We start from the raw sequence: 24,144 nt of genomic DNA, 5'->3' as shown, positions 1-24,144 counted from the left end.
TATGCTGGTTATGCTGGTTATGCTGGTTATGCTGGTTATGCTGGTTATGCTGGCGCTACCTGAGATATAGACTGCGCTGTTTTTAATAATTGATTTTTGGCAATATCGAACTTTTCTGGGTTGTTCATTACTTGATCTGCCCCCGAGATATTGATGGCGGCAATGGTTTTGCCGAGATAGTTTTTTATCGGCGCGGCAATGGCGGTGGCATTATCGGAGCGATTGCTGGAATAGCCCTGTTGCCATTCCTCTTGGAGTAGGTGTTTGAGTTCAGAGAGGGTCTGCGGATGAGGACTTGGGTACATGTCTAGTTGCTGGGTTTGATACATGGCACTCAGCTCAATATCACTTAATTGCTGTAATAATACACGCCCCATGGCACTGGTATGACAGGGCAATCGTGTGCCTAAAGGAATGTTAACGGATAGACGCTGAGACGCCTGAGCCCGATAGATATACAAGCTGTCTAAGCCATCTCTGACGGCCAAATGGCAAGAGATAGAGGTTTCATCGCGCAGTTTGTTAAGGTATGGAGCAGCAATATCAATCAGTTCTTTTCCGGCAAGGTAAGCGAAACCTCGGGAAACAATTTGTGGGCCCAATTCGTACGCATTGCGCGCCACCTTTTTTAAGTAACCTAGATCAAGCAAGGTTTGCACTATCCGATAGGTGGAAGATGGGCTGACCTTCAGCTGTTCAGCGAAGTCTTGAGTGGTCAAGATTCTGTGTTGTGCATCAAACAGCTCAAGGATGTGCAAACCACGGCTTAGTGCTGGGACAAGATAGTCAGTCGACTTGTTCATGTTTTCTCCAAATATAAAAGATAACTTCGTCAGCGTAGGAAATTTCGATATTTTCAATTTAGAAATGGGAAGTTATTGTCATTTCTGTTTCCTGATAATATATTTAATTTACTTTTGATAAACAAATGCAAAGTGTTGATCATTTGTTTTCAGCTGTAAATGAACGAGATGTTGGAGAAAAAATGTCGGAATCAAATACGTTTGTACTTAAGGCTGCTTGTCATGCCACCAGTGGTATTGTGGCTTCGGTAAGTTCCTACTTGGCGGGTTTAGGCTGCTACATCTCTGAGATGCATCAGTATGATGATGAAGAAAATCAACGTTTCTTTATGCGTGCTGTGTGTCGTATTGAATCGGACGACACCACGCTGGATAAAATTCGTGATGGGTTTGATGCGCAAGTGACCCAATTTGATATGGATTGGGAGATTTTTGATGCGACAAAGCCGATGCGTGTCTTATTGATGGTCAGTAAGTTTGATCACTGTCTGGATGACTTGCTGTATCGTCATCGTAAAGGTGAATTGCCAATGGAAATTACGGCCATTGTATCTAATCATAAAGATTTACGGGCAATGGCAGAGCGTGAAGGTATTCGTTTTGTTTACTTGCCCATTACCAAAGAAAATAAGCCTGAGCAGGAAGCAGCATTGTTGCAAATTGTGGAAGAGACTGACACCGATCTTGTGGTATTGGCGCGTTATATGCAGATCTTGTCTGACGCTCTTTGTAAAGAGTTACATGGTCGCGCGATTAATATCCATCACTCTTTTTTACCCGGCTTTAAAGGGGCCAAACCTTATCATCAAGCCCATGTTCGCGGTGTTAAATTGATTGGCGCCACAGCTCACTATGTGACCTCAGACTTGGATGAAGGCCCCATTATTGAACAATCAGTGCAGCCGGTTGATCACTCTTATTCCCCAGAACGTTTGGTAGCTGTGGGTCGTGATACTGAGACGGTGGCTTTAGCCAGTGCAGTACGCCTTCATTTGGAACACCGTGTCTTTATGTACGGCAATAAAACCGTGGTCTTTAAATAAAAGGGTAGGAGAAGTCCATGTCGACACGTGTTATTGACGGTAAGCGACTGGCCGACAATCTCATTCGAGAGGTGAGCGAGCAAGTACAGCATTTACTTGACGCTGATTTGCCTGCTCCTGGTTTAGCGGTTGTCTTGGTGGGAGAAGATCCTGCCAGTGCTGTGTATGTGCGTAATAAAATTAAGCGTGCCCGAGAAGCTGGTATGCGATCCATTGAAAAACGCCTGTCAGAAGACTGTACTCAAGAAACCTTGGAAGCCATCATTGAAGAGCTAAACCAACGAGAAGATGTGCATGGTATTTTGGTGCAGTTGCCTTTGCCAAAGCATTTATCAGCAGAGCGAGTCATTCGATTAATCGCACCGCAAAAAGATGTGGACGGTTTCCATCCGCATAATGTTGGACTCTTGGCTACAGGGCAAGCCAGCTTAATTCCTTGTACACCTTTAGGTTGCCTTGAAATTTTGCAGCGCGAATTGGGCGACTTATCGGGCAAGCATGCTGTGATTGTAGGGCGATCCAATATCGTGGGTAAACCCATGGCAAACCTACTGTTGCAAGCCAATTGCACCATCACTGTGGTCCATTCGAAAACCCATCAAGCCAATCTCCTTGCTCGTCAGGCGGACATTTTAGTGGCCGCAGTAGGACAACCCGAGTTGATTGACGAAAGCTGGGTTAAGCCGGGTGCTGTGGTGATCGATGTGGGGATTAATGCGGTTGAGCAAGCGGGCAAACGTAAATTGGTGGGGGATGTGAATTTCTCCAAGGTGGCCCCTTTCGCCAAAGCCATTACACCAGTACCGGGTGGCGTAGGGCCCATGACCATAGCTTGTTTGATGAAAAACACCTTAGTTGCCGCTCAATATGCCAGAGATCAAGCGAACGGATTACACCATACACTTAGCTAAGTGAGGACACAGTCTATGCCATTTTCATTGTTGAAATATGGGCTTTCTAACGATTACCCATTTGAGAAAAACGCAGACTTGCCTGCGCCAACAGAACTCAAAAGCCACTATGATGTAGTGATTATCGGCGGTGGTGGTCATGGTGTTGCCACGGCTTATTATCTTGCCAAGTATCATGGTGTGACGAACATTGCGGTATTGGAAAAGGGCTATCTTGGGGGTGGCAATACAGCTCGAAACACGGCGGTGATTCGTTCAAATTACCTCACTTCTGAAGGCGTCAAGTTTTACAAGCAATCGGTAGATTTGTTCCAAGGTCTGTCCAACGAATTTGATTTCAACATCATGTATTCCTCTCGTGGTCAGTTAACCCTAGCCCATACCGACGCAACAGTGCGCTCATTTCGTCAACGTACCGAAGTCAATAAACACTTTGGCGGACGTACTGAGTTGATTGACCCACAACAGATACAAGAGCTTGTCCCTACTCTTAATATGAATCCGGCTGATATGCCCATTCTTGCAGGTCTTTGGCATATTGATGGTGCTACCGCGCGTCATGATGCGGTGGCGTGGGGCTATGCCAAAGGTGCTACCCAGCGTGGCGTTGAATTGCATCAGCTTACTGAGGTCACAGGAGTGACAGTTGAACAAGGTAAGGTGACGGGAGTGACAACCAATCGTGGCAAGGTGAGCTGTGGTTGTGTGGTGCAAGCGGTTGCAGGTAACAGTTCTCTTGTTGCTGCTATGGCGGGGATTAAAATGCCGATCACCACATATCCATTACAGGCTATGGTGACTCAGCCGGTAAAACCATTTTTAGACCCTTTGGTGAGCTCATCTGCCTTGCATTGTTATGTTCAGCAAACCGGTCGTGGCGAAATTGTCTTTGGCGGCGGATCAGATCCTTATCCGCTTTATAACACTCGTTCTACCTTAGATCTCAAAGAAAGCTTGCTAGCCAGTGCCGTCGAGATGTTTCCCTTCATGGCAAATCTCAAACTGATGCGTCAATGGGCAGGTATCACGGACATGACATCTGACTACAGTCCCATCATGGGGTTAAGCCCAGTGGAGAATTACTACCTTGATGCGGGCTGGGGAACCTGGGGATTCAAATCAACACCTATCTGCGGCAAGACCATGGCTGAGCTGGTTGCCAGTGGCGGCAAAGTGCCTGAATTGATTGCGCCTTTTGCCATGGATCGTTTTGATGTTTTCCGTCAAGTCAATGAAATGGGTGCTACGGCCGCTAGCCACTAGGAGATGCAAAATGAAACTAATGACTTGTCCACTGAATGGCCCAAGAAACATTTCAGAGTTTGTTTATGGTGGCGAAGTAAAAACCATGCCTAACCATAAAACCTGCACTGATAAAGAATGGGCTGACTATGTTTTCTACTCAGATAATACCATTAGGTTGGTTCTAGAATGGTGGTTCCATTCACCCTCTGGATATTGGTTTATTGCCGAACGTCATACGGCTTCAGACGAAATTGTACGAACTTTTGATCCAAGTGAGTTATATCAAGAGCGTGTTGAATTTGATCAGGCAGACTCTGCTTCGGAGGTGTCAAAATGAGTGGCTTAGAGCGTCTGGCACTACCACTGGGTTCATTAATAGACCGCAATAAAGAAATCCGTTTTGAGTTTGAAGGTACTCGTTATAGTGGTTTTCAAGGTGACTCTATTGCCAGTGCTTTAGTGGCGAATGGTCAATGGTTAATGTCACGTTCCTTTAAATATCATCGACCAAGAGGCCCTTTGACCATGGCAGGTCAGGATGCCAATACACTGGTGCAATTGCCCCAAGAGCCCAATGTCTTAGGCGACCGAGTTGAGGTGGCCGACCAAACTGTGGTGATGGGACAAAACTACAATGGCTCGCTAGAGCATGACAAAGATGCCAAGCTGGGCTATGGCAGCCGCTTTATGCCGGTGGGTTTTTATTATCGTGCCTTTTATAAGCCAAAAGGCATTTGGGATAAATGGGAACCCTTTATTCGTAAAAAAGCCGGTCTAGGTGTGGCGGATCTTGATTTCACACCGACTTATCATGATAAAGCCTACGGATTTTGTGATCTTGCTGTTATTGGTGCTGGCCCTGCAGGCTTATCGGCCGCTATTCATGCGGCAGACGGGGGCGCGGATGTCATATTGATCGATGAAAACCCGCAACTGGGAGGAGCGTTAACCTATCATCGTTTTGATGTGGCAGGTCAGTTGGCAGAAGAAACCTTATCCAGCTTGGTGGAAAAAGTGGAGCAACACCCTAAGATTCGTGTACTGGTTAACGCTACTTGTAACGCTTGGTTTGCTGATAATTACCTGCCCGTCATTCAAGGCAACAGAATGTTTAAGTTGCGCGCCAAACAATGCGTGGTGGCCTCCGGGGCGTTTGAGCAGCATGTGGTGTTTCGCAATAACGATGTGCCGGGCATCATGATGTCCAGTGCCGCCCTGCGCTTAATGAAACATTATGCGGTGAAGCCTGGGCAAAAAGCCGTTGTCTTGACGGGGAATGATGACGGTTACCTTGCTGCTATTGAGTTGACAAAGAATGGTGTGCAGGTGCCTTTGCTGGTGGATATGCGTAAAGAGGGCGCTGAGCAAACCTTGCTCGCAGAAGTTGAGCAACTGGGTATTAAGGTCAAGGGGCAGTCGACGGTTTATGAAGCCCTTGCGACCAGTGATAAAAAACATCTGGCGGCAGTAAAAGTTCATAGCATTAAAGGGCAGGGACAAGTAGCTATGGATGGGGTGACCATTCCATGTGACCTCTTGTGTATGTCGGCAGGCTATATGCCGGCTTATCAATTGCTCTGTCAGGGTGGCGCCAAGCTGGAATACGATGATGTAAGTGCTCGCTTTAGCTTATCGAATTTACCCAACAATGTGTTCATTGCCGGCTCGGTAAACTGTGTTCATGAACTGGAGAAGGTGTTGTTGGATGGGCAGCGCGCAGCGCAAGAAGCTCTGTTGGCGCTCAAGTTAAGTGACACAAGTCTTCCTCAAGTCATCTGTGATCGAAAAACCAACTTTGATTGGCCTATCTTCAAACATCCAAAAGGCAAAGACTTTGTTGACTTTGATGAAGATTTACAAGCCAAGGATATTATCAATGCGACCCGTCTTGGCTACCGAGATGTGCAATTGGTGAAACGTTTCTCAACGGTCGGCATGGGGCCGTCACAAGGGCGTCATTCAGCCTTGCCAACGGCTCGTTTGGTCGCTCAAGCCACGCAAAGAAGCGTCAGTGAAACGGGTGTCACAACCGCACGTCCGCCTTTTGTGCCAGAGAAGTTGGCTAATATTGCTGGGCGTATTTTCAACCCCCATAAATACACGCCCATGCATCAGCGTCATGTTGAATTGGGCGCGCATATGATCCCGGCGGGCATTTGGCGACGTCCAGCATTTTATGGCCCAAAACAAGATCGCAATGCCTTGATTGAGCGCGAGGCCTTAGCGGTACGTAATGGCGTTGGTATGATAGATGTGAGCACCTTGGGAGGGATTGAATTACGTGGTCCAGATGCCGCCGAATTCATGAATCGTATTTACACCTTTGCCTTTGTAAAACAGCCGATTGGTAAAACCCGCTATGCGGTATTGACCAATGAGCAAGGTGTGGTGGTAGACGATGGGGTGGCTTGCCGAATTGCGGAAAATCACTTTTATGTGACGGCTACGACCAGTGGGGTGGATGCTGTCTATCGAGAAATGACGAAGTGGAATGCCCAATGGCGTTTGCAGGTGGATATTGCCAACGTGACCTCTGCTTTTGCTGCGGTAAATGTGGCTGGCCCGCTGGCGCGTAAAGTGCTGCAGAAAGTCTGTCAGGATGTGGACTTTAGCAATGAGGCTTTTCCCTATCTGGGTTACCGAGAAGGTTCCATACAGGGTATGCCGGTACGTCTTATGCGTGTGGGCTTTGTCGGTGAGTTGGGCTATGAAGTACATATGCCCAGTTTGTTTGCTCTCATGATTTGGGACTTGTTGATGGTGGCTGGCGAAGAATTTGATATGCGTCCGTTTGGTGTCGAGACCCAGCGTTTATTGCGCCTTGAAAAGGGACACATCATTGTCAGTCAAGATACAGATGGCATGTCTCATCCCGGCGAGTTGTCATTAGAATGGGCGATCGCCCGCAAAAAGCCTTTTTATGTTGGTAGTCGCTCGGTTGATATCGTGATGGCACGTCAGCAAACGCGAAAACTGGTTGGCTTTACATTGGACAAGACCCAGCCGAAACCAGAGGAAGGACACATTGTACTGGATGGTGTAGGCGATGACGCTAATATCACGGGTAATGTCACTTCCTGTGAATATTCTCCTACCTTAGGGGAATACATAGGCCTTGCCTTTGTGGGAATTGATCAGCAAGACATAGGTCACAAAATACCCATTCGAGTGTCGGGACAAGCAGTATTGGCAAGGGTAGTGGAATTGCCATTTTATGATCCGCAAGCTAGTCGTCAGGAGGTGGTTTAACATGTCTGTATTTACTGTCAATGCTATGCCTGAGTTGCGAACAACACAAATTCATCATACGCCCTCAATAACAAGCCGCATTAAGATAGAGGATTACACACAAGTTTCTCGAATTGGTTTTCGAGGCCCTGATGTAGAAGCTTTTTTAGCCTCTGAAAACTTGCCGGTTCCTACTCAGCCAAACCTTTCTTTGTTAGATGCGTCAGGTATTCGTGTGGTGCGTTTAAGCAATACTGAATTTTGGTTGTTGGATGAAACGCAGCAGAATGCCCAGCGCATAATGGATATGGAAGTGTCGGCACTTAAGGGCGAAGGCATATACCGTTTATATTGCCAGCACAGTCACGCCATGTTTGTTTGTGTGGGTGAAGATTGTGAATCTATGTTTGCAAAAATCTGTGGTGTGGATTTGAGTCGGCATGCTTTTTTGGTCAATCAGCTTGCTCAGACCTCTGTCGCGCGAGTGAACGCCATCGTTATCAATGCGGCTTCGGAATCTCAGTCTGGCCGTTTTTTGGTACTAAGTGATATTGCCAGCTCGCAGCATTTATGGGACGCCTTATGGGATGCAGCGGAAGAATTTGCATGATCAGGCTCTTTTGCAATCAGGCTCTTGTGCAATCAAGCTCTTTTGCGATCAGGAAAAGCGCCGTGATGGCGCTTTTGGAGTAAACAGAGTCGTTAATATCGCGTCATTTTCTTTTCTAGAGTTAGCTTTTGCTCACTTGGAATTGTCCTACCAGGGAATTGAGCTTCAAAGCAGACAATCCCACACGGGATGAGCGGCGCTGTAAAGCGGCGATAGAGCGCTTCATTTGCTCAGTGGCGGCACCCATTTCTTGCGCGGTATTGGCATTTTCCTTGTTGGATTCATTGAGTAGCGACATGGCCTCAAATAACGTATCCACCAATTCATACAGGCTGTTGTCTTCGTTACCAGATTGCTCGTTAACTTGTAGGTTGCGATCTACGTTTTCGGCACCTTTTTCCATGAAGTGAACTGCATTACGCGTTTCGGTTTGTATGCCTTCGAGCATGCTTTGAATCTCTTCCGCTGCGTCTGAAGTTTTTGCCGCCAGACTGCGTACCTCGTCTGCTACCACAGAAAAACCACGACCATGTTCGCCCGCCCGCGCTGCTTCTATGGCGGCGTTTAAGGCCAATAGGTTGGTTTGATTGGTGATGTCAGAAATGGTGGTGATGATACCAGCAATTTCATTGGTTTTTTGATCTAAGGATTTGACCGATTCTGCCGTAGTACGCACCACGTCGCGAATTTCTTGCGTACCTGTTTTGGCGTCTTGCAGACGCTGCTTGGCACTGGCGACCACTTGATCCATGGTATTTTTGAGGTTGTTGGCGGTTTGAGAAGCGCTTTCTACTTCGTTCACTTGCTTTTGAAACATGCTGAGCATGCTTTCCACAGTACTGGCCAGATAATGAGAGGCATCTTTGGCTTCTTCATTGGTGTTTACCATGAATTGATTTGAGTTTTTCACATTTTTGCTGGCGGAAATGACTTCCCCTATGGTGTGATCAAGGTTGTCGATGAAGCTATTCATCCAGCGGCCTAGATCCCCAGTTTCATCGTTACTCAGCTCTCCATGAAGGCGTTGTTTAAGGTTGCCTTCGCCTTCTGCAATGGTTTGAATGACTTCCGTCATCTGGCTCATATTTCGGCTGATTTTTTTGGTTCCGAAATGATTGAATAACAGACCAGCAAGCAATAAGCAGGCAAACGAAATGGCTAAATCACTGGTAATAGAAAGGTCAGTAAAGGCATGCAAACCTGAGCAGATCAGCAGAGGTAACGTAGACGCCAGCAAATAACCTTCCATTAATTTTATGTTTATTGAGCGACGTCGGTAAACTTCTTCTAAATCTCCTTCACACATCATGCCCCATGTGTCTGGACTGCCTTTTAGCTGAAAGGTGACGCCTTTACCTATGACGGGAATGTGGCGATAGTCGGAATAACCTGGATAGGTGACAAAAAGGTTGTGACCATTCTTAATGGTTTCTCGTACTCCTGGGTGCAATTGCTGTGTAGCTGGGTCGGTAAAGCGTATTTCAAATTCGGTATGTCGTTGTACTTTGACGACGCCCCATTTTGTATTAACACCACTTTTGAGGTTTTCGCCATGACTGAAGGTGTCATCCTCAAAGCGTGATCTGGATAAGGCTATTCCTGGCAAAATGCTCGGATCAAAATGAGATTTGACCATAAACAAGTAATTATCACCCGACTCTTTATAAATGTGACCCGCTTCTCGCTGAATGATGTCACCTAAGACATCGTTTGGCACACGCGCGCAAACCGCACCCAGTGCTTTACCATCATGCTTGATTGGCAGATAAAACATGATGGTCACAGCGTCATGGAACTTTGAGCTAGATGGGCCAATGTTCAATGTGTTTTGATCCACGTAAGGACCATGTAGAAAATAGTCTTTGAGTCCTTCATTGACGGCTTTTTGATCGAGATCCCGTTGGCCAATACGGCTTTTCTCGGTAGAGTTGATGACTTTTCCTTGATCATCAATCACAAAATATTCACTGACGTCGGCGACGATATTGAATCTTTCTTCCAGTGCCGCTGAATCAATGTTAGGGAAACCTTCAGAGATGATCTCTAGCAGAACTTCCAATTGAGACCACTGATTACTAACCCAAGTGTTGAGGAGTTTTACGCGAGTATTCGCAATTCCTTCAAAGGTTTTTTCAACATTTGCGTAGGTGTGTCGGTTGAGATAACAAGATTTAAAGAGGGACAAACGACTATTGGTTCCAAACCAAGGAAGCCATTTTCGTTCATTTGGGGAAAGCGCCATGCTGTTACTTTTTAATGTCATTTTTTTTATGCTCCGTTGCACTTTGTTCAACTACGTTTGATGTAATTGCGAAGGGGGAGAACATAAAAAAAGCAAAAATTTTGCCACTTGATTGGTGCTGATAGAAGTTTAGTTTTATTTGCTAGTTACTAAACATTTATCTAGATTCTTTGACTGAAACTTGAGTAAAAGATAGAAGATTCTAAACATTTAATAAATTGAGTCTTTTTATTTTTTGCACCAATTTGGTTATTTTTTGGATTTTATGACTCAATATAGAACTCTGCATCATATTAATCTTGACTAAAAAGATAATGTAAATTAACGAATTGTCGTCGATTTCCCCGTATTTTGAATTTCACAGCCTTGCACCAATTTTGTTCTTTGAAGAGGTGCAGGCTGCTCAATTTAAAGGCATTAGTTGGGTTTGTTTATACGGTCAAAAGCGTCGCGGGTGAGGTTTATAGAAGTGTTCCTTTTGACCTGTATATTATCTTCGATACGGATTCCGCCATAAGGTAAGAAGTCTTTAATACGCTTTAGGTTACAGCCATGTTGCTTTATCTCGGCCTGCATTTTTTCTAACAAAATGGGAATGAAATACAGGCCAGGTTCAATGGTAATCACCATATTGTCTTGCAAAGAGCGAGTGAGGCGTAAAAATGGCGCGGCGTCATCAGGTTGGCGTAGGGTACCAGATTTATCCTGTTGATGACCGCCCACATCATGTACTTGCAATCCCAATAAATGACCTAAACCGTGTGGAAAAAATACTTGGGGAATGCGTTTTGCCAGTTGCTCTTCAATGCTTAAAGAGCAAATATCATGTTGTTGTAACAAGGCGGCTATGCCTAATAATGTTGTTTGATGCAGATCACGAAAAGCAACACCACTGATAGCCTGTTGGCAAAGTGACTGTTCCAGTTCGTCCAGACTGGTGATAAGGGCGGCAAAATCATCTTGATGTCGTGTGTGGGTGCGAGTGATGTCACTGGCGTACCCGTGACAACTGGCCCCAGCATCGATCAATAAGGTACGAGAATTTTCAAGGGCTTGGGTGCTTTTGTGTTCGTAATGCAATACTGCTGCATGTTGGTTTAAACCCACTATCCCAGGATAGGGTTCTTGTGAGGACGATTGTTGGCTAGCAGACAAAAAGGCGAGATAAATATCCAATTCACTTTTACCTTCAAGAAATGCTTGATGGGCAGCCAAATGACCTGCTACAGCAGCGTTGGATGCTTGTTCCATGGCATGAATCTCAAAATCCGTTTTTATCGCTTTATCAAAGTCCACATAGGCTTGTAATCCTTCACATATTGGAATGGACACGAGTTTGTTTGGGCCAAGCCAAGCGGTTTTGGCGGGCAAATCCAGGTGCCAATTGTCTGTTTTTCGACAGGGGGTAAGTTGCCATGAGGATTGCCAATCGCCCTCAGGTATAGGATTGGCTGCGTGCCAAAAATCGTCACGGACAGGCCAAATTAATTCTGGTGTTTGACCCAGCTTTAGCACGATGAAGGTTTCGGCGCCTAGGTTAAAGGGAAGCCATTGTTGAGCTCCGGAGTAGGCGTGGAATGGATGACTGTGATCGTCCTGGAAGTAATAAGTCTTGTTCCCTGATGCTATTACAATGGCATCTAATGCGAAATGCTGCATGGCCGCTTCATAGCGAGCACACAAGGTGTCAATGTGATTTTTATATAGTGTTGTCATAGCAAACTCTTGTCGTTAAACGAAGCTGCGAACGGTTCAACATTCGATAATTTAAACACGACATGGGAAATCATCCATTGAGCCTTGTCGTAACGGTCAGGGGGAAGATAAAGCTGATGTTTCTGGCGTTTGTTTTTGCTTTGAGGTGTTTTTTGGTCAAGGCAAATTGCAAAGAGGCACAACAAGAGCAATCTATTTGGATACTAAAGCGAATAGGCTGATGTTTTCAACTGGGTTAAAGGGCTGAATGTCATTAGAGTTATTTTTTCAACACTTTTTTAGGACGTAATCTTTCTATGATTTAACAGGGAGGCAAATTTTAGTGACATAGTCTTTGGGTTGATCGGCTTGATTTGGACCTGTTTCAAATATCTCAAGACCTTCATGATGACGACGAGGCTTGATCTTGCTCAGGCGCATGTAACTGTATAAAACATGCCAGGCTACAGATAAGAATTGATAGCGCCCAGTATAGCGTAAGGTTAAATAGTTGCCCTTGAGTGTGATTCGTTCCGGACACAATTCACAGGGCACCATATTTTGCACGGGAATGCCCAATCTACCGGTAAATACATGATGAGCAAGATCAACCTGTCGGTATAAAGCAAAGCTGGGGCCTGCAGGAGGATTTTCTGGCCCTAATGCGGTGATCAATTCATGAAAGCCTTGATCCATTTTTTGTGACATGGGTTGATGGTTGACGGTAAAGGGTCGTGTTACAGCATCTAGGTTGGTTAATTGGGTGGTGCCTAAAAAATCAAAGATGGGCTGCGTCATTACCTCAGACGAAGGTTTTACTTGCTCTGCAAAACTTGTCGATAAGGTGCTTTGCTGTAAATGCTGATGTAATAATAGCATCGCCAGCTCCGCGTCCTTGTCAGCGCGAATGGCATAATCCGCCTGTTGCCAACGACGCCAGAAAGGCAATTTGCCTGTCACCTGAAAACTGATTAGGGTGCCTTGTTTTTGCTTAGTAACATCGATATTGAAGTGAAGGTCGCTTGGGTAGAAAGCAGGCGCTTCAATTAAGCAGTGAAAATAAGGTGCATTGTGCCGACTGGCTTCTAAATAGACGCAGCCTGATTGAATTAATTTGCCTTGCCAAACTAAGCATGAAGCTAGTGGTGATAAAGGATTCGCGTATTCGAATGTTATCTTCGCAGATTTGTCGAATAGCAACCAAGGTAACCAATCTGTCCAGTTACTCAAATCTTGTAAATGTTCAATTAAGTCTTCTTGGGCGGATTCTACTAACAGGTGATGCCGTTTAAAAAAACGTCCACTGAATAGCTTGGTGTATATCAATGAACCTGCTAATAGGCTAAGAATTACTAATAAAATCAGTATCATCATTGAACTTACTTCGTCATAGTTGTCTTTATAAGTAAGGTGCGAATAAGTCTTATGAAGCCAGCAGACTTGTTCGAGCCTTTCTTAGATCACACTTTTGAAGCATAGTGGTTATGTAACCTAGATGACAAGTAAAAAACGATTTTCAAACGGGCAGGGGATGAAGATGAAATCGACACTGGTATGGGATTGGCCAATAAGGATCTTTCACTGGTTATTGGTGGTGTTATTTACGGGTTTGATTGTAACGGGCAAAGCGGAAGAGGATTACATGCAATACCATTTCTATTTTGGCTATGGTCTTTCTAGCTTAGTGATCGCGAGGGTTTTGTATGGTTTTTATGGTTCTCGCTATGCGCTCTTTAGTCAATTTTTGCGAGGTCCTAAAGTGGTTTGGCACTTCGCTAAATCTTTGATCATTGGCAAACCTTTGCATTACCTTGGTCACAATCCTTTGGGAGCCCTCATGGTGATTGCCTTGCTAGTGACTTTGACGGTGCAGTGGGTAAGTGGTCTATTTTCCAGTGATGATATTTTTTGGTTCGGCCCTTTCAATGGTTTAGTGTCAGAAGACACGGCCAGCTTTCTAGTCTCGATTCACCATACTTTGCCAGACTATTTATTAGGCTTGGTTGCGATTCATATTTTGGCGGTCTTGTATCATGAAATTCGTCTCAATGAGCGTCTTATTGAAGGCATGGTGCGGGGTATAAAGAAACAACAGGGTATACCAGCGCAAACTCCTCGTTGGGGTGTCATTTTTTCCTTAGCCATGGGGCTGTGTTGGTTGGCAGCTTTGTGGCTAATGCCGATATAAGTATGGGGTAATTGTTTGTTTCGATTGACTAACGGTATAATTTACACACTTTCAAATAGTAACGGATTTTTTTGTGTCTGAGCCAGTAACTAGGATCAATGTCGCGAATCTTTTTAACGATTTGCCTAATGCGTCACAGCCTATTTATGCCAAGCTAAAGCAGGCCATTATGCAGAAAATCACCTCTGGAGAATGGCCGGTTAACCAGCGTGTTCCTTCCGAATTGGAGGTGGTTAAAGCATTGGGTGTGAGTCGCATGACGGTCAATCGTGCTTTGCGTGAGCTGACAGCGGAAGGCTTTTTGGTTCGACATCAAGGGCTAGGCACTTTTGTGGCGGAAAAGAAAGCGCATTCTGCTTTGTTTGAAGTTCATAATATTGCCGAAGAAATTGCAGCCCGTGGACATCAACACAAGTCTGAACTCTTGGTATTGGAGTCGACAAAGGCCAGTGTTGAAGAGGCCGTAAGTTTAGGGGTTCGTACCAACCACTGTATTTTTCGCTCCGTTGTGCTGCATTATGAAAACGATTTGCCGATTCAGATTGAAGAGCGCATCGTCAATGCTAGGTTGGCCCCTGAGTACGATCAACAAGATTTTGTCGCACATACTTCTTACGAATATTTGATGAGAGTGGCGCCCATGACAGAAGGGGAACATTTGGTAGAAGCCATTTTGCCGAGTGCCGAAGAGTGCCAACGCCTGCAAATATCTGCACAAGAGCCTTGTCTACAAATTAAACGCCGTACTTGGTCGGATGACGATATTGTCACGGTAGCCCGTTTACTGCATCCTGGCTCTCGTTTCCAGTTGTTTGGTCACTTTGGCCGTTAACCCGAAGAATTCACCTTTACCGCCTAAGCTGTCTTTATTAAGGGCTTGTATGGAATTAAGAGGCTGTATGTAAGTCTGCTTGTTCGAACACAATAAAGTCCTGCTTGATGTTAGCTGTCATACATGACCTTTTTGACCACCTTAATGAAGTCCGCTTTGTGTTGCTCTTCTTCGGCATGATGAAAGTCTTTGATTACCGCATTGCCTGCCACATAGACATCTTTGATTAGATTGTCATTGCAGGCAAATAACCAGCGGTTGAGCAAGTCTTTGGCTTGGCTGGCGGCAACAAATGGCGCATTTTCGTCCAGCACAATAAAGTCGGCGCGATGATGTTCTTGTAAGCCAATGGATACTTGGCAGGCCTGATTTCCACCCAATAAGGCTTGTTGATACAGATTATCACCAATGCGTGCTTGAGAAGGGCGATGAAGACGATTGCGTTGCTGATCACGCAAGCGTTGGGAGTATTCCAAGGTGCGCAATTCTTCTACCAGCGACAAACTTACATGGCTGTCTGAGCCGATTCCCCAGCGACCATTGGCTTGTTCAAACTCTGTGGCGGGGAAAATACCATCGCCAAGATTGGCTTCCGTAGTAGGACACAAGCCAGCTACGGCCTTTTGCTGAGCAATGGTCTGTATTTCCTGTGAATCTAAATGGGTGGCGTGTACCAAGCACCAACGCGCATCAAAGCCAATTTCATTGTGCAACCATTGCACTGGACGTTGGCTACTCCAAGCCAAACAATCCCTCACTTCTTTTTGCTGTTCAGCAATGTGAATGTGAATCGGGCATGCGCTTTTAATCGCGTCCAGTACGGTTTCAATTTGTACCTTGGTGACGGCTCTCAAGGAATGAAAACACACACCAAGCTTATGTAAGGGCTGATCTTGTAGGGCTTGTTCACAACTCGCAAAGAGTTGGAGATAATCCTCTGTGGAGTGGATAAATCGAGCTTGGCCATTGTTCGCCGCTTGCCCACCAAAACCAGAATGGCTATAGAGTACGGGCAGTAACGTGATGCCGATACCAGCATCATTAGCGGCTTGGATCATCTGGTGCGACATCTCGGCTGTATCTTGGTAAGGCTTACCGCCCACCTGATGGTGCAAATAATGGAATTCTGCAATCTGCGTGTATCCGGCTTTGAGTAAGTCTATGTACAACTGAGTAGCGATGATTCGGACATCCTCTGGCGTCAGTTTTTGCACCACCTTATACATTAAGTCACGCCAGCTCCAGAAGCTGTCATTAGGGTTCAAACTGACTTCTGCCATGCCTGCCATGACGCGCTGAAAAGCATGGGAGTGTAGGTTTGGCATGCTGGGCAACACTGGGCCAGATAACACCAGACTGTCGGCAGTAGCCATTTGATTGATGGCCAATTCAGTGATCATGCCGTTTTCAACATGAAACAAGACATTTTCTTGCCAACCTGTGGCTAACCAAGCTTGTTTGGCAAAGAAGATTTGACGCTGTTTGTTGATATTCATCTACCTTTCCTTTAACAAAGCTCAGCACAAAACCAAAGATTCGAATAGTGGAGTAAGTATTCTATAGAATTTTTGTATATACAAGTTTTGTTTTTCATCCAATATAATCCTCTGAAAAATCTCTATAAATGATAAAAAATCCTTGCATATTATTCTTTAGATCACTATTTTAGATTTTAAGTTGTATATACATTTAAATTGATTGTCGATATCTTACTTAAAATCTGCCGATGAAAAGGCAGTAAATACATGGCATAAATGAGGTGGTTGAAATGTCTCACTCTAGCAATACAGCAAAGCGTTACCGCGCTGGTGTGGTAAAAGCCGCAACAGGAACAAAACTCACCGCTAAGTCTTGGTTGACTGAAGCGCCAATGCGCATGTTGATGAATAATTTGGATCCAGATGTCGCCGAAAACCCAGAAGAGTTAGTGGTGTATGGCGGCATTGGCCGTGCTGCTCGTGACTGGGAATGCTATGACAAGATAGTGGAATCTTTGACTCAGCTAGAAGAAGACGAAACCTTATTGGTGCAATCTGGTAAACCCGTTGGCGTGTTCAAAACTCACAGCAATGCACCGCGTGTCTTAATTGCCAATTCCAATCTCGTGCCGCACTGGGCTAATTGGGAGCACTTCAATGAATTGGATGCCAAGGGCCTTGCTATGTACGGCCAAATGACTGCAGGTTCGTGGATTTATATTGGCAGCCAAGGCATAGTGCAAGGAACCTATGAAACCTTTGTTGAGGCCGGACGCCAACATTATAACGGCGACTTAACGGGCCGTTGGGTATTGACCGCGGGTCTGGGCGGGATGGGCGGTGCTCAGCCATTGGCGGCGACCTTGGCAGGGGCGTGTTCATTGAACATTGAATGTCAGCAAAGTCGCATCGATTTCCGTCTGCGCACACGTTATGTGGATGAACAAGCGGACGATTTGGATGATGCCCTAGCGCGTATCAAGAAATACACTGCAGAAGGCAAAGCCATCTCCATTGCCTTGTGTGGCAATGCGGCTGAGATTTTGCCGGAAATGGTAAAACGCGGTGTTCGTCCAGACATGGTGACAGATCAAACCTCCGCACACGACCCATTAAATGGCTATTTACCATTAGGCATGAGCTGGGAAACCTACCGCGAAAAATCACAAACCGAACCTCAAGCCGTGGTAAAAGCTGCCAAACAATCCATGGCAGAACATGTAAAAGCCATGTTGGCCTTCCAGCAAGTGGGCATTCCTACTTTTGATTACGGTAACAATATTCGTCAAATGGCGATGGAAGAAGGGGTCGACAATGCCTTTGATTTCCCGGGTTTTGTGCCAGCGTACATTCGACCATTATTTTGCCGTGGTATTGGGCCCTTCCGTTGGGCGGCATTATCTGGTGACCCAGAAGACATTTACAAAACCGATGCTAAGGTAAAAGAATTGATTGCCGACGATGCGCATCTTCATCAATGGTTAGACATGGCGCGTGAACGTATTCAATTCCAAGGTTTGCCAGCGCGTATTTGTTGGGTTGGTCTTGGGCAGCGTGCCAAATTAGGTTTGGCCTTCAATGAAATGGTGCGATCAGGCGAGTTGTCTACGCCTATTGTCATCGGTCGCGATCATCTGGATTCTGGTTCTGTAGCTAGTCCAAACCGTGAAACAGAAGGCATGCAAGATGGCTCGGATGCGGTATCCGATTGGCCTTTGTTGAACGCCTTGTTGAATACCGCTTCTGGCGCGACTTGGGTGTCATTGCATCATGGGGGTGGCGTAGGGATGGGCTTTTCTCAACATTCAGGCATGGTGATAGTGTGTGACGGCAGTGACGAGGCCGCAGAGCGAATCGCGCGCGTCTTGACCAATGATCCGGCCACTGGTGTGATGCGTCACGCGGATGCAGGTTACGACATTGCGATAGAATGTGCCCATGAACAAAATTTGAACTTGCCTATGATCACTGGCGAAAAATCACATTAAGAGAGAAACAGCATGTTTGAACTGACTATTAAGCCTGGCCAACTGAGTTTGAGTGATTTACGTCACATTCGTCGTCAACAGGTTAAGTTAAGCCTTGATGAAGCCGCCATTCCGGCCATTCACGCCAGCACACAGGTGGTGAACGATGTAATCGCCGAAGACAGAACGGTTTACGGCATTAATACCGGATTTGGCTTGTTGGCCAATACGCGCATTGCGGCGGATGATCTCGAGGAGCTACAGCGCAGTATCGTATTATCTCATGCGGCGGGCATAGGTGAGCTGATGGACGATGACACGGTTAAGCTGATCATGGCGCTGAAAGTGAACAGCTTAGCTCGCGGTTTTTCCGGTATTCGTTTGGAAGTGATCCAAGCATTGATTACCTTGATTAACAAGGAAGTCTACCCTTGTATTCCGAAGAAAGGCTCGGTGGGGGCATCGGGTGACTTAGCGCCTTTGGCGCACATGAGTACGATTTTATTAGGCGAAGGCCAAGCCCGTTATCGCGGTGAGATTATCTCAGGACAAGCGGCTTTGGCCGTGGCAGGTTTGTCGCCCATTACCCTAGCGCCAAAAGAAGGTTTGGCATTATTGAATGGCACTCAAGCATCGACGGCCTTTGCTCTAGAAGGCTTGTTTGCAGCGGAAGACTTATTCGCTTCCGCCATCACCTGTGGTGCTTTATCTGTCGAAGCGGCGTTGGGCAGTCGCAGTCCATTTGATGCACGTATTCATCAAGTGCGTGGTCATCAAACACAAATAGACGCGGCAGCCGCTTATCGACATTTATTGGGTGAAAGCAGTGAGTTGGGAGATTCACATCAAGATTGTGAGAAGGTGCAAGACCCTTATTCTTTGCGTTGTCAGCCACAAGTGATGGGGGCATGTTTGGAGCAAATCCGCAACGCGGCGAAATCCTTGTGTGTTGAAGCCAATTCTGTGTCGGACAATCCTTTGGTATTTGCTGAGCAAGGTGACATCATTTCAGGAGGTAACTTCCATGCGGAACCCGTAGCCATGGCGGCAGACAATCTGGCGTTGGCCATTGCTGAAATCGGTAGCTTGTCCGAGCGCCGTATGGCTTTGTTGATTGACAGTAACTTGAGTAAATTACCACCTTTCTTGGTAGACAATGGAGGCGTTAACTCAGGCTTTATGATTGCGCAAGTCACTGCAGCGGCCTTGGCCAGCGAAAACAAAACCTACGCGCATCCGGGGTCGGTGGACAGTTTACCCACGTCTGCTAACCAAGAAGACCACGTTTCCATGGCGACCTTTGCGGCTCGTCGTTTAAAAGACATGGCGGAAAACACGCGAGGCATTTTGGCGGTGGAAATTTTGTCTGCCGTGCAAGGTTTGGACTTCCGTAAGCCACTTAAAACCAGCGAGCCACTAGAGCAAGCTCGTGCTGCGTTGCGCGCTAGAGTGCCGTTTTACGATAAAGACAGATACTTTGCGCCTGACATTGAGAAAGCCAATGCGTTACTGCAAGAAGCCTCTCACAACAGCATGATGCCTGTAGGCTTATTGCCGAGTCTTGACGGCTAATTGAGCGATACGCCCGTTAACGAGAGAAAAGAGGAAGAAGATGAGTCAGACTGGCCATTCGGCAAATACGCCAATCCGCTTCGATAGTCTTTGGTATGGTGCGCATGCGGCGACCATGCAACAAGGACGATACAGCGTTATTGAGGATGCCGTCATTGGTGTTAAGAATGGTCGTATCGTCTGGTTGGGTCAAGAGGCGGATTTACCTGCTTACGAGGCTTTGCAAGAGCATGATTTTGCGGGTGGCTGGGTGACCCCCGGTTTAATCGATTGTCATACTCATTTGGTGTTTGGTGGCAATCGTGCTGGGGAGTTTGAGCAGCGCCTCAATGGTGTCTCTTATCAAGAAATTGCCGCTCAAGGTGGTGGCATTGCTGCATCGGTTAATGCCACGCGAAAGGCAACGCAAGCGCAACTTTTCACTTCTGCTAAGCGTCGAATTCAGAGCCTTATGCAAGATGGCGTGACCACGGTCGAGATCAAATCTGGCTATGGTTTATCCCTAGAAAGCGAGCTAAAAATGCTGCGTGTGGCCAGTGAATTGGGTGAAGAGTTGCCGATTCATATTCAACGTACTTGTTTGGCTGCCCATGCCATGCCACCTGAGTTTGATAACAAAGACGCTTACATAGATTATCTGTGTGACGAGGTGTTGCCAGAAATCGCCAAGTTAGGCATGGCGGATGCTGTGGACGCTTTTTGTGAAGGTATAGCCTTCAGCCCTGAGCAAGTCTCACGCTACTTTCAACGAGCCAAGGCTTTAGGTTTGCCAGTGAAGATACATGCTGAGCAGCTTACTTCACAAGGCGGTACTCGCATGGCCGCATCCTTTCAGGCGTTGTCGGCGGATCATATTGAGTTCATTGAGGAAGCGGATGTCAAAGCCATGGCGCAAGCGGGCACGGTAGCGGTGTTGTTACCCGGTGCTTTTTACACCCTGAAAGAAACACAAAAACCGCCGATTGATTGGCTACGTAAGAATGCGGTTCCTATGGCCATTGCTACGGATGCGAACCCCGGTACCTCTCCGGCTTTGTCCTTACGCTTGATGATGAACATGGCTTGTACCTTGTTTGCGTTAACACCAGAGGAAGCTTTAGCAGGTGCGACACTTCATGCTGCGCAAGCCCTTGGGTTGTCCGCATCCCACGGCAGTCTAGAAGTTGGCAAGGTGGCGGATTTTGTCTGTTGGGATGTGGAAAGCCCGGGAGAGCTGTGCTATTGGTTGGGAGGTCAGTTGCTTAAACACCGTATTCAGCAGGGTAACATCACATGAGTTTAGAGAATTCCAGCATTCCATCGCCTTTTGATTTTCACGCAGGCGATTCGCCACTATTGGTCAGCATGCCCCATTCTGGTCTCAATCTAACCCCAGAAGTGGCAGCAGGTTTGACAGAGAAAGCCGCCAAATTACCGGATACGGACTGGTATATTCCTGAATTGTATGGCGACTTAGCTGAGTTAGGTGTGGGCTCTATTAAGGCCAATTACTCTCGCTATGTGATCGATTTGAATCGCCCTTATGATGACAAACCCTTGTATAGCAGCAAAACCACGGGCTTATTTCCTGATATTTTGTTCACCGATGAGCCGATTTTTCAAACGGGAAAAACGCCTTCTGATGCCCATCGACTCGCCTGTAAAGAACAGATTTGGCGACCTTACCATGACACCATTAGTAACGAACTAGAACGCCTTAAAGACAAATTTGGTTACGCTATTTTGTTTGATGCGCACAGTATTGCGTCTCAGGTGCCCATGCTGTTTGAAGGGCAATTACCGGACTTCAATTGGGGTACAAATGACGGTGAATCCTGCGATATACAATTGCCCAGTCTATTGACGCAATTACTTGGCCCACATTACACGCAAGTGCTGAATGGGCGTTTTAAAGGTGGCTACATCACTCGTTCTTTTGGTCAACCAGAAAACGGCATACATGCCATTCAGCTGGAACTGTCCCAAGCCACTTACCTCGACGAAATCGCTGCTCAGCAAAACGACTATCACTTGGATCAAAATAAATTACCCTTTATTCAACAACAGCTTAGGGAAGTGATTGAAGGTCTGTTGCAGGTAAAATTCTAATTTTTTTCTGTTCCTTACAGAGAATCCCCATGTTGCAAAACGATATGGGGATTTTTTGGTCATAGGATTTACTCGCTTTCATTTCTCTTGACGCCAAGGGAATGGAGCGTCATGGTGAAAGACTCAAATTTATAGGAAAAGGAATTCTTATATGTTCAAAAGCTATTTCTTAGCGTCTTCTACTTTTTATTATTTCTGTATAAATTATGATCGACAATATACGTCAATGACGTATAATCTGGTGATGCTATGGTGATTATTGAAACCTCTATTTTCACCAAACTCATCACTGAATTAATGACAGATGACGAATATAAAGCATTACAGGAAGCCTTGGTGATTCAGCCTGATCTTGGTGTCTTAATTAAGACAGTGGCGGTTTAAGGAAAGTCCGTTGGTCACTGGATGGTCGTGGTAAAAGGGGCGGTGTGCGAATCATCTATTACTGGATGACCAGTCAAGATCAAGTTTATATGCTGTATGCGTTTTCGAAAAATACACAAGAAAACTTAACCAATGCACAGATTAAAACCTTAAAACAAATAGTGGAAAGGTGGTCGCTATGAAGGACAATATGTTTAACGAACTACTTGAAAGCGTGCAACAAGCCGATGGCATCATAAAAGGCCAAAACACAGCAGCACGCATCGCGGAATTTGCCGAACCAGAAGTAAAAGCGATTCGGACTAAAACCGGTTTAAGTCAAAGCCGCTTTGCTAGCTTGCTAGGGGTCAGCAAACGCACTTTAGAGAATTGGGAACAAGGCCGCCGTCAGCCAACAGGGCCAGCTCGTGCCTTGGTACCGTCCCAATAAGTGTGTCTCTACCTTAAAATGATTCATTCCTTTCTATTTATCAAACAGGTGGCTTTTTCTAAATCGGGTTCCACTGTTTAAATCTATTGCTACTTTGCTTAAAAGCGTCAGAACCGACTCCACACTAGGCATAGAGTTTCTGATTTTTATCGTTCTTTTAAAGCTTTTGTTCAGACGCTCGATCCAATTTGTCGTGTAGATCATATTGCGGATATCAAACTCGTAATCGAGATAAGTAACATAATATTGTAAACTATCTGGGGCATTGAAAATCCCGAGATGACTATAATGCCGACTCCAACGATGATATACCTGCTTTGCTCGCTTCATCAAGGCTTCTTGAGTGTCATCCGTGTTATCTAGCTGGAAGATGTTGGCAAGATCGTTTGCCATTTCAATACGGTGGCTCTTTTTTGTTTTGGCTAGTATTGAACGCTTTAGATGCAATACACACTTTTGAATAGAGGCGCCAAAATGACGTTCGAGTGTACTATCTAACCCTGTTAGATTATCAATGACAAACAAGTCTGATTGCTTAAGTCCCCTTTGTTTCAGATCCTCACAAATTTCTCCCCAAACACAGGCTGATTCGGTAGGAGCGTTATAAATGCCTATTACCTCTCGCGTCATATCTGGTAAAACAGCCAAAGCAACATAGTAAGCTTCGCTTGAAACTCGGTCGCGCTTTGTTTTTATGTAAGTCGCGTCTAAGTAGATGATCGGATAGTAATCCGCTAACGATCGCTCTCTGAACGCTAGCATAGCTTCAGATAAACTACCCGTAATACGCGAGATCTGGCTCTTCGAGAGATGCTGACCATAAATACTGCTTGTTATCGATTCTATATCTCGCGTGGTTAGCCCTTTGGCGTAGAGCTCGAAGCAAAGTTCATTGAGACTATCGCTTTGGTCTCGCATCACGTTGAGTAGTGTCGGTTTGAAGTGGCCTAAACGATCTCTTGGAATCTGAAGGGACAACGCATCACCGATACCAAAACCGTTGATGGATCGATAGCCGTTTGCTTTATTCCCCTGCGCAGCACTGTCAAGGTACACCTCGCGCTCTGCTTTCATCAAACTATTTAAGGCAATTTCCATAAGTTTGTTAAAGCCTTCAGGCTCTAAGGTAAGCTGATCAACAGCAGCTTGAATCTGTGCTGGGTTTAGTTTTAAAGTATCCATAGTCTCTCTTTTGTTAAATTGCTTGTTTTTTGGTCGAAACAAAATCAATTTAATGGAAGAGAGGCGTCTAATTCAACGCCCCGTAGACACACTTACTTGGGACGGTATGCGTGCCTTACTCAAAATCGTTGATGCCGACCCTGAACATGCGCTAAAGGCATTGCATGGTTAACGGATATTGCTCAGATAAGTCCTGGAAGGCCTATTAAGTGTTGATTTGCCCCAGCCGTCAGTCGATTACTCCAG

Annotated in this window: 21 protein-coding genes; 15 read left to right on the top strand and 6 right to left on the bottom strand. The window is 45.8% G+C overall.

Annotated elements, in window-relative coordinates; genetic code table 11:
* Nucleotides 1-44: 44 nt before the first annotated feature.
* Nucleotides 45-803, bottom strand: a complete 759-nt coding sequence (locus ABXS85_RS09730; protein ID WP_353666334.1) for an IclR family transcriptional regulator — start codon at nucleotides 801-803, stop codon at nucleotides 45-47.
* Between the two features lie 182 nt (nucleotides 804-985).
* Between ABXS85_RS09730 and purU the strand changes: the two genes are divergently transcribed.
* From purU to ABXS85_RS09700, 6 genes are read left to right on the top strand one after another with little or no spacing between them, the layout of a single operon-like run.
* Nucleotides 986-1,846, top strand: coding sequence for a formyltetrahydrofolate deformylase (gene purU / locus ABXS85_RS09725; protein WP_353666333.1), 861 nt, complete (start codon nucleotides 986-988; stop codon nucleotides 1,844-1,846).
* 17 nt (nucleotides 1,847-1,863) lie between these two features.
* On the top strand, nucleotides 1,864-2,757 hold the full coding sequence (gene folD, locus ABXS85_RS09720) for a bifunctional methylenetetrahydrofolate dehydrogenase/methenyltetrahydrofolate cyclohydrolase FolD (RefSeq protein WP_353666332.1): 894 nt from the start codon (nucleotides 1,864-1,866) through the stop codon (nucleotides 2,755-2,757).
* Nucleotides 2,758-2,772: 15 nt separating this feature from the next.
* On the top strand, nucleotides 2,773-4,020 hold the full coding sequence (locus ABXS85_RS09715; protein WP_353666331.1) for an FAD-dependent oxidoreductase: 1,248 nt from the start codon (nucleotides 2,773-2,775) through the stop codon (nucleotides 4,018-4,020).
* A 10-nt stretch (nucleotides 4,021-4,030) separates the two neighbouring features.
* Entirely contained in the window at nucleotides 4,031-4,339 is a 309-nt protein-coding gene (locus ABXS85_RS09710; protein WP_353666330.1) for a sarcosine oxidase subunit delta, read from the top strand.
* Nucleotides 4,336-7,251 (top strand): FAD-dependent oxidoreductase, encoded by a 2,916-nt coding sequence (locus ABXS85_RS09705; protein WP_353666329.1) that lies wholly within the window; start codon nucleotides 4,336-4,338, stop codon nucleotides 7,249-7,251. The genes ABXS85_RS09710 and ABXS85_RS09705 overlap by 4 nt, the downstream gene beginning before the upstream one ends.
* A 1-nt stretch (nucleotide 7,252) precedes the next feature.
* Nucleotides 7,253-7,840 (top strand): sarcosine oxidase subunit gamma, encoded by a 588-nt coding sequence (locus ABXS85_RS09700; protein ID WP_353666328.1) that lies wholly within the window; start codon nucleotides 7,253-7,255, stop codon nucleotides 7,838-7,840.
* A gap of 121 nt (nucleotides 7,841-7,961) precedes the next feature.
* Here the strand turns inward: ABXS85_RS09700 and ABXS85_RS09695 are convergent, their stop codons facing one another.
* The 3 genes from ABXS85_RS09695 to ABXS85_RS09685 form a co-directional block, all read right to left on the bottom strand.
* On the bottom strand, nucleotides 7,962-10,103 hold the full coding sequence (locus ABXS85_RS09695; RefSeq protein WP_353666327.1) for a methyl-accepting chemotaxis protein: 2,142 nt from the start codon (nucleotides 10,101-10,103) through the stop codon (nucleotides 7,962-7,964).
* Nucleotides 10,104-10,499: 396 nt separating this feature from the next.
* Complete coding sequence (gene pepQ / locus ABXS85_RS09690) at nucleotides 10,500-11,798, bottom strand: Xaa-Pro dipeptidase (RefSeq protein ID WP_353666326.1); 1,299 nt, start codon at nucleotides 11,796-11,798, stop codon at nucleotides 10,500-10,502.
* Between the two features lie 294 nt (nucleotides 11,799-12,092).
* Nucleotides 12,093-13,151 carry an AraC family transcriptional regulator gene (locus tag ABXS85_RS09685; protein ID WP_353666325.1) on the bottom strand — a complete coding sequence of 353 codons (1,059 nt, stop codon included), beginning with the start codon at nucleotides 13,149-13,151 and terminating at the stop codon, nucleotides 12,093-12,095.
* A gap of 163 nt (nucleotides 13,152-13,314) precedes the next feature.
* Here ABXS85_RS09685 and ABXS85_RS09680 point away from each other — a divergent pair, with 163 nt between their 5' ends.
* Complete coding sequence (locus ABXS85_RS09680) at nucleotides 13,315-13,965, top strand: cytochrome b/b6 domain-containing protein (RefSeq protein WP_353666324.1); 651 nt, start codon at nucleotides 13,315-13,317, stop codon at nucleotides 13,963-13,965.
* Nucleotides 13,966-14,038: 73 nt separating this feature from the next.
* On the top strand, nucleotides 14,039-14,797 hold the full coding sequence (hutC, locus tag ABXS85_RS09675) for a histidine utilization repressor (protein WP_353666323.1): 759 nt from the start codon (nucleotides 14,039-14,041) through the stop codon (nucleotides 14,795-14,797).
* Nucleotides 14,798-14,907: 110 nt separating this feature from the next.
* On the opposite strand, the gene ABXS85_RS09670 is transcribed toward hutC, so the two are convergent.
* Nucleotides 14,908-16,293 (bottom strand): formimidoylglutamate deiminase, encoded by a 1,386-nt coding sequence (locus ABXS85_RS09670; protein ID WP_353666322.1) that lies wholly within the window; start codon nucleotides 16,291-16,293, stop codon nucleotides 14,908-14,910.
* Nucleotides 16,294-16,565: 272 nt separating this feature from the next.
* On the opposite strand from ABXS85_RS09670, the gene hutU reads away from it, so the two are divergent.
* From hutU to ABXS85_RS09635, 7 genes are all read left to right on the top strand, one after another.
* On the top strand, nucleotides 16,566-18,263 hold the full coding sequence (gene hutU, locus ABXS85_RS09665; RefSeq protein WP_353666321.1) for a urocanate hydratase: 1,698 nt from the start codon (nucleotides 16,566-16,568) through the stop codon (nucleotides 18,261-18,263).
* A gap of 12 nt (nucleotides 18,264-18,275) precedes the next feature.
* The gene (hutH, locus tag ABXS85_RS09660; protein ID WP_353666320.1) at nucleotides 18,276-19,814 is read left to right on the top strand and encodes a histidine ammonia-lyase; all 1,539 of its coding nucleotides are present in this window, start codon (nucleotides 18,276-18,278) and stop codon (nucleotides 19,812-19,814) included.
* Nucleotides 19,815-19,854: 40 nt separating this feature from the next.
* Nucleotides 19,855-21,090 carry an imidazolonepropionase gene (gene hutI / locus ABXS85_RS09655; RefSeq protein WP_353666319.1) on the top strand — a complete coding sequence of 412 codons (1,236 nt, stop codon included), beginning with the start codon at nucleotides 19,855-19,857 and terminating at the stop codon, nucleotides 21,088-21,090.
* The gene (gene hutG, locus ABXS85_RS09650; protein ID WP_353666318.1) at nucleotides 21,087-21,902 is read left to right on the top strand and encodes an N-formylglutamate deformylase; all 816 of its coding nucleotides are present in this window, start codon (nucleotides 21,087-21,089) and stop codon (nucleotides 21,900-21,902) included. Before hutI ends, hutG begins: the two co-directional genes overlap by 4 nt.
* Nucleotides 21,903-22,151: 249 nt before the next feature.
* A complete protein-coding gene (locus ABXS85_RS09645) occupies nucleotides 22,152-22,286 on the top strand; it encodes a hypothetical protein (RefSeq protein WP_353666317.1) in 135 nt (44 codons plus the stop codon).
* A gap of 44 nt (nucleotides 22,287-22,330) precedes the next feature.
* Entirely contained in the window at nucleotides 22,331-22,468 is a 138-nt protein-coding gene (locus ABXS85_RS09640) for a hypothetical protein (RefSeq protein ID WP_353666316.1), read from the top strand.
* Entirely contained in the window at nucleotides 22,465-22,716 is a 252-nt protein-coding gene (locus ABXS85_RS09635; RefSeq protein ID WP_353666315.1) for a helix-turn-helix domain-containing protein, read from the top strand. The genes ABXS85_RS09640 and ABXS85_RS09635 overlap by 4 nt, the downstream gene beginning before the upstream one ends.
* A 33-nt stretch (nucleotides 22,717-22,749) precedes the next feature.
* Here the strand turns inward: ABXS85_RS09635 and ABXS85_RS09630 are convergent, their stop codons facing one another.
* Nucleotides 22,750-23,898, bottom strand: coding sequence for an IS256 family transposase (locus tag ABXS85_RS09630; RefSeq protein WP_353666314.1), 1,149 nt, complete (start codon nucleotides 23,896-23,898; stop codon nucleotides 22,750-22,752).
* Nucleotides 23,899-24,144: the final 246 nt, after the last annotated feature.

The sequence above is a fragment of the Marinomonas sp. THO17 genome (assembly GCF_040436405.1).
Taxonomy (GTDB): domain Bacteria; phylum Pseudomonadota; class Gammaproteobacteria; order Pseudomonadales; family Marinomonadaceae; genus Marinomonas.
Note: the sequence above shows the minus strand (reverse complement) of the source record. Positions and strands in the feature narration are given on the sequence as shown.